The following is a 20579-nucleotide window of genomic DNA, read 5'->3' as shown; positions in this document are numbered from 1 at the left end:
CGAGTACGCGCCTATCGGCACGGAGATGAGATAGATCACCAGTATGGTGATGATGTTGAGCGCCAACGTGATCGGCAGCGCCTCGCCGATCTTGGCGATCACGGGCCTGTGATCGCGATATGATTCGCCGAAGTCGAGCGTGACGACCCTCTTCGCCCAGAGGAGGAACTGCACGTGCAGCGGCTTGTCGAGGCCGTAGAGCTCGCGCGTCTTCTCCACGATCTCGCGCGTCATCCCCTCGGAGGCGAGCATCTCCGTCGCGGTCTGCGCCTTGAGGGAGGCCGGATCGCCCGGGGCCATGTGCACCACGGCGAACGTGATGACCATGATGCCCAGGAGCGTGGGTATCATGAGGAGCAATCTCTTTATCGCATATTTGAACATTCTCTCACCACTGTATCAGCCTGGTCCAAGGCTTCAAGCTCCACTCCCTGGGATCGAGCCCCAGTCTGTATTCCTTCACGTCCCCGAACCGCTTCGACACCGCGACGAGCGACGGGTTGATGAAGAGAAAGGTGTAGGGCTGCTCCTCGAAGATTATCCTCTGCAGCTCCGTGTACATCGCGTTCCTCTTCGAGTCGTCGAACTCCCTGCGCGCAGCTTCCAATATTTCGTCGGCCCTCTTGTTCGCAAAACCCACGGCGTTGGAGCCCTTGTCCGACTGCGAGGAATGCCAGACCTGGTAGGGGTCCTGCGTGATCGGCAGAGACCACGCGAGCAGCGTCGCCTCGAAGCTGCGGTCGGCGAGCAGCTTGAGCATCGTCGCCCACTCGAGCTGGCGTATCTCCATCTCTATGCCCGCGCGCGACATGTCCTCCCTCATGATGAGGCCCACGCTGCGGGCGAATACGCTGCCTGCGCCGGCGAGCAGCGTGAACTTGAACGGCATCCCGTCCTTGTCGATGACCCCGTCCCCGTCGTGGTCCGACCAGCCGGCCTCGGCGAGGAGCTCCTTCGCGGCTGCGGGGTCGTACGGCAGCGGCTCGATCGATTTGTCATACTGCGGACCGAACTTGTAGAAGCCGCTGGTCACAATCTCCCCCTGGCCCAGCAGTATCTCCTTGAGCAACTGCTCGCGGTTGACGAGCATGGTCATCGCCCGCCTCACGCGCTTGTCGGAGAAGAGGGGGCTCTGCATATTCCAGCCGATGTAAGAATAATTAGGAAGCCAGTAGCGATACTTGGCGAAATCGGCCTCGAACTTCTTCCCTTCGGTCTGCCTCGCCCACTGTATCGGCCTGAGAGTCTCCAGGTCGGTCGCCTGTTTCTTGAGGAGCTGGAACCTGACCGTGCTGTCGGGCACCACCTTGTAGTCGATCCCGGAGATATCGGGCTTTTGCCCCCAGTAGTCCTCGTTCCTCGTGAGCCTTATCGAGCGGCCGCTCTTCCACTCCTCAAAGCGATAGGGGCCGGTGCCGATCGGCCTGCGGCCGGCCGGATGCGAATTGAAGTCGGCGCCGTCGTCGAAGATGTGTTTCGGGATGATCGTCGCGCCGCTTATGATCTCCAGCGCCTTGAAGTAGGGCTCCCTGTAGATCACGCGCACGGTGAAGTCGTCCAGCTTCTCGACCCCCTTCACGTCCTTGAAGTAGTTGCGCAGGTTCGCCGCGTCCACCTTGGGGTCCATCATCCTCTCGAACGTGTAGACCACGTCGTCCGCAGTGAAGGGTTTCCCGTCGTGCCAGCGCACCCCCTGCCTCAGCCTCATCGTATAGGAGAGGTGGTCCGCGGAGACCTCCCAGGAGTCGGCGAGCCTGGGTTTGAGTTCCAAGGTCGAGTTGTCCCTGTCCAGAAGCGATTCGTAGATATAACCCGTCACCTCACCGGACGTGCTGTCGCTTGCGACGATGGGGTTGAGCGTCGGCGGATCGGAGGGAAGCGTCTGCACCAGACGCCCGGGGCTGCGCTCGACGATCCCCTTGCACGATGCAAGCGGCAGAGTCGCCGCGAGCACGACGACGATGAGGATGTAGCGCAAAAAGCTCATCTCTTGTACCTGTGCGTGCTGACGCCGCGCACCTTGGGGGGTTCGAACGATTCGGGGTCCATCAGGCCGCCGACCTCCACTTCGCGGTATCGTATCGAAAGGCCGGCACCTCGCCCCGGAAATTTCGCATCGATGGAATGGGGGAAGGCTGCTCCGCCCTTTGCCCTGTAATCTGCGAAGGTTATCTCGTAGTCGAGCCCTCCGCTGTCCGAGACCTTCTCGCAGCGCGAGACCCTGCCCTTGACTCCCTTATCGAGCCAGCAGCGCAGGCCGCTTTGAGCAAAGACGAAGTGCCTCTCCTTGCCCGCGCCGGCCTCTTCAAGTTCTTCGCCTTCCGCCATCGGCGGCGAGCCGGCCACGAGCGCTATGAGATCGGAGGGCGTAAGATAAAAGGAGACGAGCCTGCTCATGTTGCCCGCCGTGGCGCGACCTTCATAGAGCTTCTTCTTGCCGGGTACGTAGAGCCATACCGTGTCGCCGTCGCTGCCCGCCTGCGCCCATACGTCGGCCAGCGAGTCCATGACATCGATCCTGATGCGGTTCGGCCTCTCGATGAGGACCGCGGCATCGCTCCTCAAATTGCGCTCCTCGGAATCGATGCTGAGGGAGACCAGCGCCTTGATCTTCGCGGTGGCCGACTCGAAGTCGCGAAGCCTCTGCGCAAGCTCGGTTGCGGCGCGGGTCCGCTCACCGGTCATCCGGACGGCGCTCTTCGCTCCGCCCTTCGCGCATCCGGCAAGCGCAACCGAGAGAACACAGATTGCGACAAGATATTTCTTCATCTCGCGCTGCCCTTGAGCTCTTCGATCCTGCTGCGGACTTTTTCGATCTCCCTCTTGTCCGGGCTCTCCCTCTTTTCGCCGGCATCGAGCGAACGCCTCAGATAGTTTATGGCCTCGTTCGCTTTGCCCTGGCTCAGCAGCGCCTCGCCGATGTGATAGAGGATGGTCGGCTCCCCGGGGACGAGTTTGTCGGCCTTCATGAGATACTTGAGCGCCTTCTCTGAATCCCCCATCTTGAAATAGACCCAGCCCAGGCTGTCCATGATGTAGCCGTCGTCCGGCCTGAGCAGGAGCGCCTTCTGCACGTACTCCAGCGCCTCGGACAAACGCTCCCCCGAGTCGGCGTACGTGTAGCCTATGTAGTTCATCGCGCTCGCGTTCTGCGGGTTGATCTTGAGGACGTCCTGCATGGCCTCCACGGCCTTGCCGCGGTTTCCCTGCCTCTCGTAGAGTATCCCCTGCATGAACGCCAGGTGCTCGTTCTTGGAGTTGATGCGCCTCGCCTCCTCGACCACGAGCAGCGCGCCCGGCAGATCCCCCTGCTCCTCCAAGAGCGCGGCGAGCAGCTCGTGAAATTCAGGGGTCTTGGGCTTGGCGGCCGCCGCCTCCCTCATCGCTATGATCGCCTCTTCGCTGCGGCCCGCCTCCCGAAGGAGCGAGGCAAGGTGCAGACGCGCGTCCCTGTAGTAGGTCGAGTTCGGGGGGACCTCGGCGAACCTCTCCATCGCCTTCTCCGGCGCATCGACGCTCTCGTGCAGCATCCCCAGGTAGAAGAGGATCTTGTCCGCTTCGGGATTGCTCGCGAGGATGCGTTCGAAGACCTCGATGGCCTTGTCGTACTGCTTCATCTCATAGTGGATCAGCGCGATCCTGAGCTGGGTGGAGATGTCCTCCGGCTCCATGCGCGCGATCTCCTCGTACTTCTCCAGCGCCTTCGCGAGCTGTTTTTTCGCGAGGTAGATCTCCGCGACCGCATGATGGATGGTGACGTTGTTCGGCTCGATCTCGAGCGCAGCTTTGAAGGCCGCGATCGCCTTGTCGGACTGTTTGAGATTCTGCTCGTAGATCGAGCCTATGTAATAGTAGGCTATCGACGAGTCCGGGTTCACGCGCAAAAGGCTCTGCATCGCCTTTATCGCAGCCGCGTAATCCTTCTGGCCGAGATGCGCGCGGCCTAGCTGTATGTACGCCTCTTCGATGGACGGGTCGCGGCGGATCACGTCGCGCAGCTCCTTCACCGCCTGCGCGTACGACTCCTTCGCGAGATAGAGCTTGCCCAGAAAAAGCCTCGCCTCCAGGAGCGACGGGTCCAGCTCGATGGCGGCCTGGCATGAGGATATCGCCTGCGGCAGCAACCCCTCGGTCGCGTAGTTCTGCGCGAGGAGATAGTGGTGATACGCTATCTTGGGCTCCTGCTGGATCAGCTTCTTGATTTCAGATGTGGATTTCTTCGGCTCGTCCTCCATGGAGAGGAGGTTCGCCTTGATGAACGAGAGATACGGGTCCTCTTTTTCTTTGCCCTCAAGCTTTATGGTCTTGTTCTTCTCCGCAAGCCTGTGGGCCTTCGGCCCCTCCTTGCCGGAACAGCCTGCAAAAAATATCGCCAGCGAGACCGCGGCAAGGATGCTTATTGTTCGATGAAAGCCCAAGAATCCCCCAAATACCTAAAAATTTCAGGGAACTATATAGCATCGGCGCGCGGGAATGCAAGATCAGGGAATCACGTTCATCGCCCGCTCTATGGACTCCGTGGAGAAGACGATCCAGGTCGTGCCCGGGCTGTTGCCAGCTGTCGCATAGCAGTAGTCCAGGTCCACGCCCGCCTGCGCCAGCTGCTGAGCCGCCCGAGCCAGCGTGCCCGACTCGTTCTCGGTTTCGAGCACGATCACCTCGCGATCCTTCGCCTCAAAGCCAGCCTTGCCCAGGAACTGCTTCGCGGTCTTGTTGTCGGAGGTGAGGATGTGAAACTGGGCCGCGCCATCCATCCTGTAAGCGCAGATCGCGTTGAGGTTGATGCGCGCCTCTGCGAGAGGAGCGGTCACCTTCGCGAGCAGGCCGGGTTTGTCGTTGCACTTCACGATCAGCTCGTTGGACTTGAATATGCGGGTCATATGATCTCCTTGTGTTGTACCGGCGCATTCGTACCAACTATGCGGAGCTATCACAAGGCCAAAATCCCGCAGCCCGCGGCCGAGGCCTTTCGTCCCGTTCGCCTTGCACCGGGCCTGCTGAACCATGTAGAGTCAAGGAAAGGGGTGCCCGATATGTCATTCATCGCGCGGCTGAAGCGTCTCCTGGGGAGCGGGACCAAGGTGGGGCTCGTGCTCGGTTCCGGCGGGGCGCGCGGCTTCGCCCACGTCGGCGTGCTCAAGGTGCTTGAGCAGGAGGGCATCCGGCTGCACTGCATCGCCGGCGCCTCGGCAGGCGCACTGATCGGCGGGCTCTACGCCGCGGGCACGACGATCGAGGCGCTGGAGGAACTTGCGGCGAGATTCTCGATCACGGAGATGGCCAAGCTCTTCCTGCCCACATTCAAGCGCGGCGGGCTGATAGACGGCAAGCGGGTGAAGAAGCTCCTGGAACCCTATGTAGCCGGCAGGTCGATCGAAGGGCTCTCCCCCCGCTTCGCCTGCGTGGCCACCGACCTGTATTCGGGCGAGCGGATCGTGTTCAAGGCCGGGGACCTCCTCGAAAGCATAAGGGCGTCGATATCCATACCCGGAGTATTCACGCCGGCGATCTGCGGCAACCGCATACTCGTGGACGGCGGAGTGTCGGATCCCCTGCCCCTGGGGCTCGCGTTCGAGCTGGGCGCGGAGTTCGTCATCGCGGTGAGGGTCAACCGCCAAGTGGAAAAAAATCTTTCGCTCCCGGACAACACCGGCCTCGCCTGCACATCCAACGGCAGCTCCGAGCTCAAGCTGGAGAAGGAGCTCACCGAGATAGAGGACGACGAGGGCGAGGACTGGCTGCGCAACTCCCTCAGGCGGATAGTGACGAGCTACGAAAAGGCCAGGGACAACAGGAGGCTGACGCCGCCGATACTGGAGATCATACTTTCCACGATCTCCATATATGAACGCAGGCTCTCGGAGATAAGCATCCGGGAGGCCGGCGACCTGATGGTGGTGAAACCCGCGCTTGCGGGGATCGAAATACTGGACTTCCACAAGGGAAGACAGGCGATCGCGGCCGGCGAGGCAGCGATGCGCGCCCTGCTGCCTGGAATCAGCTTTGCCGCTCGCCGCCCGAAGGGCGTTTAGGTCTCGGATGCTTCTCTGCGCTATATCTGCGGTTTTCTGAACAGGACCAGAAATTCCTTGTTCCCCTTGGCCTTAGCTATTTCTGTCTCACCTACTCCCCGCAGACGACGTCGACGGGGGTGTTTGAAAAACTGGCCGGCCAGACGCCAAGCTGGCCGTATTCGTTGTCTCCCCAACACTTCACTCCGCCGGAGGTCATCACCACACACGTATGGTCATCTCCCACGGCAACGCTCTTCACTCCCGAGGAGAGGCCGACGACGCTGACGGGGGTGGCCGAATCGTCACAGGTTCCGTTGCCAAGCTGGCCCCACGTGTTCTCTCCCCAGCACATAACAGCGCCTGATGTCATAACCACGCACGTATGCCTGTATCCGGCGGAGACATCCTCCACGCCTGAGGGAAGACCCGCGACGTTGACGGGAACAGCCGAATCATCAAAGGTGCCGTCGCCAAGCTGGCCATGGTCATTGCCCCCCCAGCATTCCACACCGCTGGAGGCCAATATCACGCACGTATGGTTGCTGCCTGCGGAGATATCCTCCACGCCGGAGGAAAGGCCCACGACATCGACTGGAGTTATCTCATGGCCACCGGCGATTCCGTCGCCGAGTTGACCCTGACCATCGTACCCCCAGCACTTGAGTCCGCCCATAGTCAAAAGCACACATGTATACGATACGTTGCCGACAGACACAGCATCGACGTTCGAAGAGAGACCTATTACGCTCACGGGAACGTATGAATTATCCGCCGTACCGTCGCCGAGTTGACTATAGTAGTTATTTCCCCAACACTTCACGCCGCCCGACTGCATGAGCGCACACGTATGCGAGGAACCGGCTGAGACGGCCTCCATGGCCGAGGAGAGGCCAACAACGTCGACGGGAACGCTCGAATTATAGTAGGTAGCCCCGTCGCCGAGCTGACCGCTTCCGTTGCCCCCCCAGCACTTGACGCCGCCGTAGGTCATGACGGCACAAACATACCAAGAACCGGCGGAGAAACCATACACATCAGAAGAGAGGCCGACGACGTTCACGGGAACGTATGAATTATACATCGTGCCATCGCCGAGCTGACCAAGTCCGTTGTTCCCCCAGCATTTGAGGCCGCCTGTATTCAAAAGCGCGCACGTGTAACCGTCACCGGCAGAAACTTCAACCACACCGCCGAGAAAGCCGTCAGGGCACGTGTCCGTATCCGCGTCGGTATCACCATCCACATCGGAGTCGCCGTCCACATCCGTGTCGGCATCTCCCCCGCTGCAATCGCACGGCCCCCAGGTGGCGTCCGCTTCGCAGACCTGAGCACCGACGTCTTCGCCCGTACAGGTACACAGCTGCGTCTCGCCCTCCGTACAACCCGAGCTCGCAGAGCCTCCCTCAGCGCAGCCACCCAGGAAGGCGAACGGGAGCAGCGGGGCGAGCAGCCACGCAATCGGGTTGTCGAGATCCAATTTGAACAGGGCCATTTTAACCTCTTGAATATATATCCATCTTAAACTGTCTTAGACTGTCGAAAACCCGATTTATCTACGGCCCGCAGACGACATCGACGGGGATTGCCGAATAATAATAGGTGTCCCCGTCGCCGAGCTGACCATAGTCATTGAGTCCCCAGCACTTGACGTTGCCCGAATCCATGAGGGCACACGTAAGAGCGGCACTGACGGAAACAGCCTGCACGCCCGAGGAGAGACCAACGACATCAACCGGAACATTCGAATAACCGGTAGTCCCGTCACCGAGTTGACCATTGTTATTGTTTCCCCAGCACTTTACTCCGCCAGAAGTCAGGAGCGCACAGACGGTAAAACCGCCAGCGTGAACAGTTTCTACGCCTGAGGAAAGACCAACGACATCCACTGCGGAAAGCGAATCGGTGGTGTTTCCGTTCCCAAGCTGGCCTGACTCGTTGTCCCCCCAGCACTTGAGGGCACCGGAAGTGAGGACGGCACAAACGAAGCGGAAACCAACACTCAAATCCTGAATCGTTCCCGAGGGGACGACCGTCACATTCACTGGCAAGCTTGAGTTGCCCGTAATGCCGTTCCCGAGCTGGCCAAACACATTGTTTCCCCAGCACATGGCATTGCCGGAGGAATTCAGAGCACATGCCTCAGAATACCCCACAGACACGGATTGCGTCGAAGAGAAGAGCGACGCTACGTCCACCGGAGTAGCCGAATCATCGGTAGTCCCATTGCCGAGCTGACCAAAGTCGTTGCTTCCCCAACACTGTACGCCGCCAGAAGCCAGCAACGCGCACGTATGCGTCCATATAAAACCTAAAGAAGCCTCTACAGAATCAGCGGAGGAAAGCCCGACTACCCCGACAGGGGCGATTGAATTGGTCGTCGTGCCGTCGCCGAGCTGACCGTGCACATTGTTTCCCCAACACTTCACGCCGCCTATAGTCAAAACCACACATGTATACTCGGTTCCTGCAGAGACATCTTCCACAACGGAAGGGAGCCCGACGACGTCCACAGGGACAGGCGAATCATCAGTCGTCCCGTCGCCGAGTTGGCCATAGTTGTTGGCTCCCCAACACTTGACATCGCCTGTGGTCAAAAGCGCGCATGCGTGAGTCATGCCCGTGGAGATCGCAACGACATCCGTGAGCAGGCCGCTGCATCCGGTATCGGTATCGGTATCAGTATCCACGTCGGTGTCGGTATCCGTGTCCACGTCGGTGTCGGTGTCCGTATCGACATCGGTGTCGGAATCCGTATCCACGTCCGTGTCGGCATCGGTGCTGCCGCAGTCGCACGGCCCCCATGCGCCGTCCGCCTCACAGACCTGCGCGCCCACATCGCCGCCTGCGCAATAACACTGCTGCGTCTCCCCCTCCGTACAGTCCCCGGCCGCAGAACCTCCGTCATCACAGCCGCCGAGCAGCGTGAACGGCAGCAGCGGTGCGACGAGCGGAGCCAGCAGCCAAGTAGTGGGATTTTTGGGATCCATGTTGAATGCGGACATGTCGAATCCTCCTTGATCTATATCTGTTTTTATCTACTCCCCGCAGACGACATCGACGGGGGTGTTTGAATTAGTCGTCGTCCCATCACCAAGCGCACCTTCCAAATTGCGCCCCCAGCACTTGACAGTACCCGCAGTCATAACAGCGCAGGCATGGCTGCTACTGCCAACATCAATCGATGAAACACCTGAAGAGAGACCCACAACATCCACAGGAGTCGTTTCATAGCCGCCGGTACTGCCATTTCCGAGCTGCCCGTAGCTGTTATCCCCCCAACACTTGACAGCACCCGTAACAAGAAGTGCGCACGTAAAATTGGAACCTGCATCGATATCAAGCACGCCAGATGAGAGACCTGAGACATCCATAGCGGATATCGAATTGCTGGTCGTTCCGTTACCGAGCTGACCGAGCTCGTTGTATCCCCAACACTTAACCCCGCCCGTGGTCAGCAAACCACATGTATGAGCAAAATTGCCGGCAACAATGGTCTGCAGCGCTCCGGAGGATACCACCGTCACATCCACCGGCATATGCTCATCGCTTGTAGCTCCGTTTCCAAGTTGACCATATGCGTTGTTTCCCCAACACATGGCGCTACCCGAGAGATTCAATCCACATGTGTGGGAGTATCCAGCAGAGGCGAACTGCGTCAAAGCAGATTCACCGATCACATCCACCGGCGTGTTTTGATTGCCTGTCGTCCCGTTCCCAAGCTGTCCGAATTCATTGTATCCCCAACACTTGACGTTATCCCCCCCCAGCACGACACATGCGTGTCTTCTTCCGGTAGAAATTAATGATACACCGGAAGAGAGATCCACGACATCAGTTGGCACAACTGAGTCATCAAATGTCCCATCGCCAATCTGACCATCTCCGTTTTCTCCCCAGCACATGACACCACCCGAAGTCATAAGGGCACACGTAAAATCTCCCCCTGCAGAGAGAACCTCCCCACCGTAGGAGAGGCCCACGACATCCACGGGCACAGTCTCCATTTGATCATACCCACTGTTCCCATCGCCAAGCTGACCATAATGATTAGACCCCCAACATTTGACGCCACCGCTATTTAGAAGCGCACAAGTATGATCGGAACCAGCAGATACAGAATACACATCCGTGAGCAGGCCGCTGCATCCGGTATCGGTGTCGGTATCCGTATCCACGTCGGTGTCGGTATCGGTATCGGTATCCGTGTCCACGTCCGTGTCGCTGTCCGTATCGACGTCGGTGTCGGTATCCGTATCCACATCGGTGTCGGCATCGGCGCTGCCGCAGTCGCACTCCCCCCATGTGTCGTCCGTCTCACATATCTGCGCGCCCACGTCGCCGCCCGCGCAGTAGCACTGCTGCGTCTCGCCCTCCGTGCAATCCCCCGTCGCAGAGCCTCCGTCATCGCAGCCACTGAGCAGCGCGAACGGCAGCAACGGTGCGACGAGCGGCGCGAGCAGCCATGTGGTGGGATTTTTGAAATCCATGTTGAATGCGGACATGATCAAACCTCCTCAGTATGATGTTTAAATTTGATCGTTATACGCCATTGGCGTGGGCCTCTATATCCAGAGCCCCGCAAAAAGGCAAGAGATATAACTTGCCAATGCCATGAATTATAAGACTTGTTTCGCTTCTTTGCATGAATTTTGACCCAATGGCTTCTTGAAATATATGAGAAATTCCTTGTTCCCCTTGGCCCCCGTGATGGGGGATTCGATGAGGCCGCGCTCTTCCCAGCCGAGCCCCTTTGCTGCGGCCCTGACTTTCTCTATCGCAAGCTCGTGCGAAGCCGGGTCGCGCACGATGCCCCCCTTGCCTACCAACTCCCTGCCCACCTCGAACTGCGGCTTGATCAGCGCAATGACGGAGGCGCCCTCCTTGAGGAATAGGTCAACCGCGGGCAGGACGAGGGAAAGGGATATGAACGAGACGTCTATCACCGCGAGGTCGATGGTCTCGGCGATCTTGCCCTTCTTTAGAGAACGGATGTTCTGGCGGTCGAGCACGATCACCCTATCGTCGCGCGCGACCCTCTGGTCGAGCTGCCCGTAACCCACGTCGACAGCATAGATGCGCGCAGCACCCGACTTGAGGAGGCAGTCGGTGAACCCGCCGGTCGACGCCCCGACGTCCATGCAGATCTTTCCCTCCGCATCTATTTTGAACTCCGAGAACGCCGCCGCGAGCTTCACTCCGCCGCGGCTCACGTAGGGATGGTCCTCGCCGCGCACGCGCACAACGGCATCCGGGTCGACGAGCTGGCCCGGTTTTGTCGCCGGCGTCTCGTCTATCAGAACGCATCCCGCCATGATGAGCGCCTGCGCCTTCTCGCGCGACAGCGCCAGCCCCTTTTCCACGACGAACTTGTCGATCCGCACTTTTGCCATATGCAATTCGCGACCGGCCCTTAAAAACAATACCCGCCATCCTTCAGGAGGGCGGGTATCAAATAAGGAATAAGGGGACCCTCATCCTACAGATCCTTGAGTATCTCCTTCTTCTTCTCCTTGTACTCCTTGTCCGTTATCAGCCCTTCCTTGCGCAGCGAATCGAGCGAGCGGATCCTCTGCTCCACCCCCCCCTCCGCTCCGCCCGCTGCGGAGGCGGCTGGGGCAGCGGCCGCAGCAGCAGCCGTCGCCTCCGCATCAGATGCTTTAGCCTTTGACTTGGATTTGGACTTGGATTTCGTCTCCTCGACCGGCTGCGCTGCCTGGGCCTCGCCGGCAGGCAGGACGACGGCTTCGCCCGACATGGTCTTGCCCGAGGTGGGCACTGCTTTGGCCTGCTGCTCGCGCTTCTGCACGTCGGCCGCGTAGTTGTAGTTGATGTTGAGGATCAGCTCCTCAACGTCGTTCACCGCCATCTGCTGGCCGGGCTGGAGCTCGAGCTGGATCCTGAGCCCCCGGGCCCTGGCGACCGCCTTGCTCTCGTTGCCGCGCTTGTCCACGTCGCCGGTCACTTTGGCGTAGAGCTTCTTGAACTTGATGTGCAGATCGTCGCCCTGCATCCAGGCCTCGCCTAGGTTCAGCCTGTCGTTGCGGATGATGAAGACCGGATCCTTCTGCATATATGAGAAGACGACCTTCTCGTTGGGCTTGGCCTGCGCGAAAGCTATGGACATATTGTGAGCGAGATAATTCGCCGCGCCGTCGTCGAACACGCGCTGCGTATCGACCTCCTTCTTGATGATGAAGCTGCGGGCGAGCATGACGGACTCGAGCGCGGACTTGAGCCCCTGCTCGTCGAGCTTCGAGGGATGCGTGATGCCGAGGGCCGCCGATTCAGAGGGCTTGATCTCGGTGAGCTTCACGAAGTCGAAGCGGTGATCCGTGGCGATATAGGTGCTCTTCTTCGCCGCCGCCGAGATCGGCAGTGCGATGACAAGAGCCGCCGTTATGATCGATTTCTTGAGATGCCTCATGGCCATGCCTCCGTAGGATCGGCCGGGATCAAAAGCACGTCCGGCCGTGATTTGCGGCAAATAACCCAGGCTGCGTCTTATGTCCACCAAAAACAGGCCCCCATTTCCTTGATTTCCCCGCTGTTTATGGCAGATTCCGGCACGGAAACAAAAGGAGGCGCGATGGAGAGCCAGAACATCCCCGAGGCAAAACCGGTGGAGCAGCCGCAGACGCCGGCCCCCGCAGCAGGCCAGGCTGCCAGCGGCCGAGCCGTCACGACCCTTATCCTGGGCATACTCTCCGTCATATGCTCGGGTTTCGTGGCAGGCATACCCGCGATCGTGCTGGGCTCGATGGAGCTCAAGGCGATCAAGGCAGGGAGGGCACCGGCTGCCGGCGAATCCGCGGCAAAGGTGGGGCTCGTGCTGGGCATCGTGGGGACGGCCTTCACCTGTCTCGCTTTATTGGGGATCGTGCTGATGATCGTGCTGGGAATATCGCTCAACTCCATCGAGGCGGTGCAGAACGTCTCCCTGGTGATCTAGGTATTTCCGTCTATGCGAGTTATCTCAGGCACAGCAAAGGGCCACAGGCTCGTGGCGCCGAAGTCCCAGCGGGTGAGGCCTGCGCTCGATCAAGTCAAGGAAGCGATCTTCAACATCCTCTTCGACGTAAACGGGCTGCGCGTGCTCGATCTCTTCGCAGGCTCCGGCTCCGTGGGGATAGAGGCGCTCTCGCGCGGGGCCGCGAGGGCGGTCTTCGTAGAGGAGTGGGACAAGGCGATAGAGTCGATACATAAAAATCTCGCTCACACGAAGCTCTCCGATCGCGCCGTGATCCTCAAGTCCACGGTGGGACGCGCCATATCCACGCTCTCGCGCAGGGAGACGGAATTCGACCTGATCTTCGTGGACCCGCCGTACGAGAAGGGGCTGGTGAATCCCACCCTCGAGGCGCTCGCAGTCTCGCCCCTCATGGCCGAGGGCGCGGTGGTGATCGTAGAGCACCACCCCAAGGAGCCGATACTCGAAATAGAGGGCCTCTCCTTGACCGACAGCCGCAAGTATGGTCAAACGCTGATCTCATTTCTTTCGAGGTCATGATGCCGAACACAGCCATAGCAGCCGGCAGCTTCGATCCGCCCACCGACGGGCACCTCAACATCGTGGAGCGCGCGCTCAAGGTGTTCGACAGGATCATCGTGGCCGTGGCCGTCAACACGACCAAGACGCCCATATTCACGCCCGACGAGCGCATCAGCATGCTCCGAGAGATATTCAAGGGCGAACCCAGGGTCACAGTGGACGGCTTCGAGGGGCTGCTCGTGGACTATGCCCGCGCAAAGGGCGTGCACACGATATTGCGCGGGCTGAGGACCATGGGCGACTACGAGTACGAGTCGCAGATGGCGCTCGCCAACAAGACCCTCGACCCTGATATCGAGATCCTCTACATGATGACCGAGGGAAAGTACGCGCACCTCTCCTCGTCGATCATCAAGGAGATACTGCGGTTCGGCGGCAGCGGATGCGGGATGATACATCCGGTCGTGGAGAAAGAGCTCAAGAAGAAGCTCCTCAAGTCGGAGAGACCATGATCCACATCTCAAACCGCGCAAAACAGCTGCAGCCGTCGGCCACGCTGGGCATGGCGGCGAGGGTGAGGAAGCTCAAGGCCGAGGGCGTGGACATCATAAGCTTCGCGGTCGGCGAGCCTGACTTTGAAACCCCGGAGCACATCCGAGAGGTCGGCAAGAAAGCGATAGACGAAGGGCTCACGCGCTACACGCCGAGCAACGGCATCCCGGAGCTCAGGGCGGCCGTCCGCGAGAAACTCAAGGCCGACAACGGCCTCTCCTACTCGGACGACGAGATCACGATCACCTGCGGCGCAAAACAGGCGATATATGACGCCCTCCAAGTGATCGTGGATCCGGGCGACGAGGTTATCGTGCCGGCGCCGTACTGGGTCTCGTATCCTGACCAGGTCATCCTCGCAGGCGGCGTTCCCAAGATTCTCAACGCCGACCAAGCGGACGCATTCCGCGTCGCCCCCGAGCAGCTCGCAAAGGCGATCACCCCAAAAACGAGGGCCGTGATCCTCAACTACCCCTCCAACCCGAGCGGCTCCTCATACGGCAGAGGACAGTTCGAACAACTCGGCCGGGTGATCGCGGAGAAGAAGATCGCGGTGATATCCGACGAGATATACGAGAAGCTGCTCTACACCGGTGAGCGACATTGCTCGATCGCAGAGGCGTGCCCCGAGTGCAAGGATCTCACATTGGTCATAAACGGGGTGTCCAAGGCGTACGCCATGACCGGCTGGCGCATGGGCTTCGCGGCAGGGCCCAAGACCGTCATCTCCAAGATGACGGGGCTCATAAGCCAGCAGAACTCGGGGATACCGGGCTTCGTGCAGAAGGCGTGCATCGAGGCCCTGAAAGGGCCTCAGGACGAGGTCGAGAACATGCGGCGGGAATTCAACGCCCGCCGCGATCTGATGCTGGAAGGCATTTTATCCATCCCGGGGATGCGTTGCCACGCGCCCGACGGCGCCTTCTACCTGTTGCCCGATATCAAGGCATACCTGGGCAGATCCTGGAAGGGGAGCAAGATCGCCGACGCCGGCGCACTCGCCGATTATCTGATCGAGGAGGCGCATGTGGCCACGGTGGGCGGCGACCCCTTCGGCGCCCCCGGCTTTATCCGGCTCTCCTACGCGACCTCCAGGCCGAAGATCGAGGAGGGCGTGGCCAGACTCTCCAAGGCCTTATCAAGGCTTGCATAGCATCATATAATCTGCAATTTAAGGCTTCACCCCCTCTCCCTCGAGGGGAGAGGGTGACCAAGGAGGAAGAGATGGATTTCTGGAAAAACGAGCAGGATTTGACGGCCGCATGCGCCGGCGCCTTTGATATCGAAGGCGGCAAACTCAAGATCAAGGACGAACAGCGCTTCCGCCACGAGATCATGGACAAGCTCGTGTGGACGGCGGTTTTCTCCGACGACGAGCACACCAAGAACGTGGCCCGCTGGGTGATATGGGAGGGCGCGCAGGCCTTAGGCTGCCCCTCCTCCTCGATCCACGACCTCTACATGGCGCGCGCCAAGGATGAATGGAAAGACATGACCGTGCCTGCGATAAACCTGCGCGGGCTCACCTACGATACCGCACGCACGATATTCAAGACCCTGAAGAAGCACGACGCGACCGCCTGTCTCTTCGAGATCGCCAAGTCCGAGATGGGCTACACCGCGCAGCGGCCCGCCGAATACGTCTCCTGTGTGCTCGGGGCGGCGCTCCGCGAGAACTGGAAGGCGCCGGTCTTCATCCAGGGCGACCATTTCCAGACCAGCGCGAAGAAGTTCGCCGAGAACCCCAGGGCCGAGATCGACGCGATCAAGGAGCTGATAACCGAGTCCGTCAGCGCCGGCTTCTACAACATCGACATCGACACCTCCACGCTCGTGGACCTCAAAAAACCCACGGTGATGGAGCAGCAGAAACAGAATTTTGAGACGGCGGCCGAGCTCTCCCGACACGTCAGGGCATGCCAGCCCAAGGGCGTCACCATCTCCATCGGCGGCGAGATCGGCGAAGTGGGCACCCAGAACTCCACGCCGGAGGAGCTCGCAGCCTTCATGGAGGGCTACAACAAGGCGATGGGGAGCACGGCCCCGGGCATCAGCAAGATATCGATCCAGACCGGAACGAGCCACGGCGGAGTGCCTCTCGCGGACGGCACGGTCGCCAAGGTGGCGCTGGACTTCGGCGTCATAGACAGGCTGGGCGAGATGGCCCGCCGCCAGTTCGGCATCGGCGGAGTCGTGCAGCACGGGGCGAGCACGCTCCCCGAGTCGGCATTCGACAACTTCCCGAAACATCAGGCCATGGAGGTGCACCTGGCCACGGGTTTCCAGAACACGATCCTCGACTCCATGGCGTTCCCGAAGACGATCAAGGACAACATCTACAAGTGGCTGGATGAGCACTGCGCCAAGGACAGAAAGCCCGACATGACCAAGGAGCAGTTCTACTACAAGACGCGCAAGAACGTCTTCGGACCCTTCAAGAAGGAGATGTGGTCTCTGACCGACAACACGAAGAGCGCGCTCATGAGCGAGCTGGCGCGCCAGTTCGACATGCTCTTCACGAAGCTCAGCATCAAGGGGAGTTCCAAGACCGTGGAAAGCTTCGTGAAGCCCGCCGCCGTGCACCATCAGTACCCGGTCCCGGGCAAGAGCTCCGCTGTCGCCGACGTCGGCTCGGACAATCCGAACGCGGACTGAATCTTGAGTCTTCAGACATCCGTCTGATCATCGAAACCCTCGCCGCTGCACGTCCTGTCTCCCTTGAGGCCTATCTTGTGCCTCAGGCGACACCTCAGATCGTCGACCACCATATACACGCAGGGAGTGACGAACAGGGTGCACATCGATGAGAATATCAGGCCCCAGCCGAAGGAGAGCGCCATGGGAATCAGGAACGGGTCGCGGCCGCCTATGCCGTAGGCCATGGGCAGGATACCGAGGAGCGTCGTGACCGTGGTAAGGAATATCGGCCTGATCCTCAGGCGCGCGGCCTTCACCACGGCATCGTGCACAGGGAGCCCGTCGGACAGCGCCTTGTTTATAAAATCGATCATCACGATCGCATTGTTGACCACCACGCCCGAGAGACCCACCGTGCCCACGAGGGCGAGGAAACTGATGGGTTCGCCATGTAAGAAGAAGGCGAGCGAGACCCCCGAGAAGCCGTAGATTATCGAAAGCATGACGATGAAGGGCTGCATGAGCGACTGGAACTCGAATGCGAGAATTATGAATATCAGGAATACCGCCACCAAGACCGCAAAGATGAGGTCGTGCATCGACTCCTCAGTCCTCTGCCACTCGCCGCCGAACTTGAGCGAGACATCCGGGTGCTTCTCCGCAATACCCTTGAATTTCTCCATAAGCTTCTTCGTGACTCCGACCGACGTAGCCCTCTTCTCGTCCACGTTTCCGGTCACGGTCACGGTCCTCTTGCGATCCACGTGCCTGATCCCGCTTATTCCCGGAGTCTCCTCGAACCTCGCCACTTCGGTTATGGGAATCAGGTCTCCCTCCTGGTTTGTTATCTTCACCCTCTCGAGGGCCCCCTCCATGTAGCGCCACGCGTCCGGGTATCTCACCCTGACGTCTATCTCCTCGTCGGACCTCTTTATCGACGTGGCGATGGCGCCGTCGAAGGAAGCGCGGACCGCGAGGGCCACATCGTCCACGGTGAGATCGGCGCGGGTCGCCTGCCTCTCGTCCACGATCACCCTCTTCTCGTCCTTGCCCCTGTCATAGTCATCGCGTATGTCGCTGACCCCAGGGATCGTGGCCAGATACGATTTGAGTTCGTCCGCTATGCTATCGAGGAGGTCGAGGTTTTCATTCCTGATGCGCGCCATGATCGGTTTTCCTACCGGGGGTCCGGTGCGGACCTTGGTGAAGGTGATCTCCTCGAAGCCTTCGACCGAGGCCGTATCCTTTCTCAATATCTCTATGATCTCGTCCGCGGTCATCGATCTTGCGGCCTCCGGCTTGAGTATGACCTGTATCTGGCCGAGGTGCGTGGCCTGGTCCCCTTCGAGGTCGTTGGACTCCTGCTGATTCGTGCCGATCTGCGTGACGTAGTCGTCCCATTCGCCCCTGGGCAGCCTGTCCACCGCCTGCTCTATCGAGACGATCCGCCGCTCGGTCTCCTCCAGCGGAGTGCCTACCGGAGCCTTGACGTATATGAAGAAGGCATCGACGCCTACCTGCGGGAAGAGGACGAAGGGAACCACCTTGACCCCTATGTAGATCGACAGGACGAAGATCAGGGCCGCCGCGCCGATCATGCGATAACGCGACCGCAGTAACCTGTCGACCACCTTCGCGTACTTCACCGTGAGTCTGTGGAACCATCCGGAGAGGGGACCCTTGGCGAGCCACTTATACTTCTCGTGGTTCCCGAAGGTCTCGAGCGAGACGAGGTTGGAGGGCACCACAACGAACGCCTCGATGAGGGAGGCGATAAGCGCGATGTTGATGACGATGGGCAGAAACCTGGTGAATTTTCCGATGATGCCGCCCATGAACATGAGAGGCGCGAAGGCCGCGATGGTGGTGAGGGTGCTGGTGAACACGGGCGCCCAGACCTCGTGCGCGCCCCTGACCGCGGCCTCCTCCGCAGGTACGCCGGAGTCGAAGTGGCGGTGAAAGTTGTCGTTGATCACTATCGCGTTGTCCACGAGCATACCGAGCGCGATGATGAGCGAGGCCATGGTCATCAGGTTGAGGGTATAGCCGGCGTAGTACATGTAGATGAAGGTCGCCAGGATGGAGGCGGGTATCGCGATGGATGTGACTATCGCCGAGCGCCACGACATGAAGAGGAAGAGGAAGACGACGACGAGAGATATTCCGACGAGTCCGTTGCTCTCGAGTATGTCCAGCCTGTTCCTCACGTAGACGGAGAAGTCGTTGACCACGCTGAGCTTGAGGCCCGGGGGCGCGGACTTCTGGTATGCGGTCACGATATCCCTGATCTGTTTCACCACATCGAGGACGTCCCCACGCTCCTTTTTCACTGCGACCAGGTTGATCGCCCGGTGGCCGTCGGTGCGGTGCAACAACCTGTGAGGCTCGAAATTATCCGAGACCGCAGCGATGTCCTGCACCTGCACCCAGTGGCCGAGCTCGTTGGCGCGGAGGATCACCGGTTTCACCCCCTCGGCCGAATCGAACTCACCGCTGGTGCGGAGCAGGCTCTCGTGCGCCCCCATGATCAGGCTGCCGCCCGGTATGCTCACGTTCTGGCCCTTGAGGGCTGCCACCACCTGGTTGATGCCGACGTACATCTCGTCGGCCTTATCCGGGTCGACCTCGACCCATATCTCCTGGTCGCGCCAGCCCATCCTCTCGACCCTGGCCACGTCCGCGATATCGAGCACCTTTGTCTCCAGCTTCCTCGCGTGCCCGATAAGCTCCGCCTCAGGCAAGTCGCCTGCTATCGAGATCTGGATGACCGGATGGTCCTTCATCTTGAGCTCGATGACCGCCGGCTTCTCCTTCATGTCGGCCGGCAGGTCCTCCGCGCGATCCACCGCGCGCTGTATGTCGTCGATCACCTTGTCCTTGCTCTCCGCGTCCGGCTCGATCTCTATCACGATCGTCGAGATCCCCTCTATGGATGCGGAGGTCATCTCCTTTATGTCGCCTACCTCCTTGAGCTCCTTCTCTATCGGGATCGTGATGAGCTTTTCTATCTCATGCGGCGTGGAGCCGGGATAGGACGCGTTGACTATCACAAGGTCGAGGTTGACGTTCGGGAATATGTCGCGCTTGACGGAAAACATAGCCGCGATCCCCCAGGCGAGGATGAACACGGTCAGGAGGTTGATGAACATCCGCTGGCGCACCGAGAACTCGAATATCTTTCTCACTTGCCCACCTCCGTCTGCTCCGAGATCTCTCCGCTCTCGGCCACCATCATGCCGAGCGCAAATTTGAGGTCCAGGATCGACTTCTTGTAGGCAAGCCACGCCTCGAAGAGGTTTCTCTGCGTGTCGACCGTGTCGTCCTGGTAGCGCTTGACGAGGTCGGAGGAGGAGCGGCCCATCCTGTACTTTCCAAGTTCGAGTTTCTGTTTCTCCAGATGGAGCGAGAGCGCCTGCTGGGTCTGTTCGACTATCGTGAGCCTCTCGCCGATCGCCACCGCTAGCCTTGCGATCTCGTTCGCTATCTTCTTCTCGAGATCCTTCGCGGCGTAGACCGTGCGCGCCCTCTCAGCCTCGGCCTTGCGGGCGCCTGCGCGGGCGGCGCGATTCTCCAGGGGGACCGAAAGCATGAGGCCGGCGGTCAGGTTCGGGCTGTCCATGTCGCCCAGCGCATCGCCGTAGCTCCGGTCGATCTCGTTGAGGTCGAGCGTGGACACCAGATCCAGCTGAGGCCAGCGGCTGTTGCGCGCCATTTTGACCCTGACCCTTTGGCGTTCGATCTCCTCGATGGCGGCCAGGTAGTCGCCGCGATTGGCCATGGCCCTGGATATCATCGATTCCACCGACTCCAGATGCCTCACCTTCGGCGGATACCGGCTCGAAAGCAGGAGCGCCTGGTCCGGGTCGAGCTCGAGGTCGTTCCTAAGC

18 protein-coding genes are annotated in these 20579 nt (G+C 60.0%); 6 read left to right on the top strand and 12 right to left on the bottom strand.

The annotated features are described in order from the left end of the window. The 5 genes from WC683_13870 to WC683_13850 form a co-directional block, all read right to left on the bottom strand. Positions 1-384: ABC transporter permease (locus WC683_13870; protein ID MFA4973693.1), on the bottom strand; the 384-nt coding region annotated here is incomplete at its 3' end. Positions 385-388: 4 nt separating this feature from the next. Beyond that, entirely contained in the window at positions 389-1987 is a 1599-nt protein-coding gene (locus WC683_13865; protein ID MFA4973692.1) for a peptide-binding protein, read from the bottom strand. Continuing rightward, a complete protein-coding gene (locus WC683_13860) occupies positions 1984-2769 on the bottom strand; it encodes a DUF4292 domain-containing protein (protein ID MFA4973691.1) in 786 nt (261 codons plus the stop codon). The genes WC683_13865 and WC683_13860 overlap by 4 nt, the downstream gene beginning before the upstream one ends. Next, positions 2766-4418 carry a tetratricopeptide repeat protein gene (locus WC683_13855; protein ID MFA4973690.1) on the bottom strand — a complete coding sequence of 551 codons (1653 nt, stop codon included), beginning with the start codon at positions 4416-4418 and terminating at the stop codon, positions 2766-2768. Before WC683_13855 ends, WC683_13860 begins: the two co-directional genes overlap by 4 nt. A 63-nt stretch (positions 4419-4481) precedes the next feature. After that, positions 4482-4880: an ACT domain-containing protein gene (locus WC683_13850; GenBank protein ID MFA4973689.1), complete on the bottom strand. Its 399-nt coding sequence runs from the start codon at positions 4878-4880 to the stop codon at positions 4482-4484. 153 nt (positions 4881-5033) lie between these two features. Between WC683_13850 and WC683_13845 the strand changes: the two genes are divergently transcribed. Continuing rightward, entirely contained in the window at positions 5034-6032 is a 999-nt protein-coding gene (locus WC683_13845; GenBank protein ID MFA4973688.1) for a patatin-like phospholipase family protein, read from the top strand. A gap of 91 nt (positions 6033-6123) precedes the next feature. On the opposite strand, the gene WC683_13840 is transcribed toward WC683_13845, so the two are convergent. The 5 genes from WC683_13840 to WC683_13820 form a co-directional block, all read right to left on the bottom strand. Then, positions 6124-7506, bottom strand: a complete 1383-nt coding sequence (locus WC683_13840) for a hypothetical protein (protein MFA4973687.1) — start codon at positions 7504-7506, stop codon at positions 6124-6126. Between the two features lie 61 nt (positions 7507-7567). Then, positions 7568-9016, bottom strand: a complete 1449-nt coding sequence (locus WC683_13835) for a biotin transporter BioY (protein MFA4973686.1) — start codon at positions 9014-9016, stop codon at positions 7568-7570. A 33-nt stretch (positions 9017-9049) separates the two neighbouring features. Next, a complete protein-coding gene (locus WC683_13830; GenBank protein ID MFA4973685.1) occupies positions 9050-10516 on the bottom strand; it encodes a biotin transporter BioY in 1467 nt (488 codons plus the stop codon). A 114-nt stretch (positions 10517-10630) separates the two neighbouring features. Beyond that, entirely contained in the window at positions 10631-11404 is a 774-nt protein-coding gene (locus tag WC683_13825) for a TlyA family RNA methyltransferase (protein ID MFA4973684.1), read from the bottom strand. An 86-nt stretch (positions 11405-11490) separates the two neighbouring features. Then, positions 11491-12438, bottom strand: a complete 948-nt coding sequence (locus WC683_13820) for a hypothetical protein (protein MFA4973683.1) — start codon at positions 12436-12438, stop codon at positions 11491-11493. A gap of 162 nt (positions 12439-12600) precedes the next feature. On the opposite strand from WC683_13820, the gene WC683_13815 reads away from it, so the two are divergent. The 5 genes from WC683_13815 (at position 12601) to WC683_13795 (ending at position 16710) form a co-directional block, all read left to right on the top strand. Next, the gene (locus WC683_13815) at positions 12601-12963 is read left to right on the top strand and encodes a DUF4190 domain-containing protein (protein MFA4973682.1); all 363 of its coding nucleotides are present in this window, start codon (positions 12601-12603) and stop codon (positions 12961-12963) included. Positions 12964-12975: 12 nt separating this feature from the next. Further along, complete coding sequence (gene rsmD / locus WC683_13810; protein ID MFA4973681.1) at positions 12976-13521, top strand: 16S rRNA (guanine(966)-N(2))-methyltransferase RsmD; 546 nt, start codon at positions 12976-12978, stop codon at positions 13519-13521. After that, a complete protein-coding gene (gene coaD / locus WC683_13805) occupies positions 13521-14015 on the top strand; it encodes a pantetheine-phosphate adenylyltransferase (protein MFA4973680.1) in 495 nt (164 codons plus the stop codon). The genes rsmD and coaD overlap by 1 nt, the downstream gene beginning before the upstream one ends. After that, positions 14012-15208: a pyridoxal phosphate-dependent aminotransferase gene (locus WC683_13800; protein MFA4973679.1), complete on the top strand. Its 1197-nt coding sequence runs from the start codon at positions 14012-14014 to the stop codon at positions 15206-15208. Before coaD ends, WC683_13800 begins: the two co-directional genes overlap by 4 nt. A gap of 71 nt (positions 15209-15279) precedes the next feature. Further along, on the top strand, positions 15280-16710 hold the full coding sequence (locus tag WC683_13795; GenBank protein MFA4973678.1) for a class II fructose-bisphosphate aldolase: 1431 nt from the start codon (positions 15280-15282) through the stop codon (positions 16708-16710). An 11-nt stretch (positions 16711-16721) separates the two neighbouring features. Here WC683_13795 and WC683_13790 read toward each other — a convergent pair whose 3' ends face one another. Further along, on the bottom strand, positions 16722-19877 hold the full coding sequence (locus WC683_13790) for an efflux RND transporter permease subunit (GenBank protein ID MFA4973677.1): 3156 nt from the start codon (positions 19875-19877) through the stop codon (positions 16722-16724). Further along, positions 19874-20579 (bottom strand): TolC family protein (locus WC683_13785; GenBank protein MFA4973676.1); only part of this gene is annotated, 706 nt, incomplete at its 5' end. The genes WC683_13790 and WC683_13785, both read right to left, overlap by 4 nt.

The sequence above is a fragment of the bacterium genome (assembly GCA_041648665.1).
Lineage (GTDB): Bacteria > UBA10199 > UBA10199 > 2-02-FULL-44-16 > JAAZCA01 > JAFGMW01.
The sequence above is the reverse complement of the archived record's forward strand: the minus strand, read 5'-3'. Positions and strand labels throughout refer to the sequence as shown.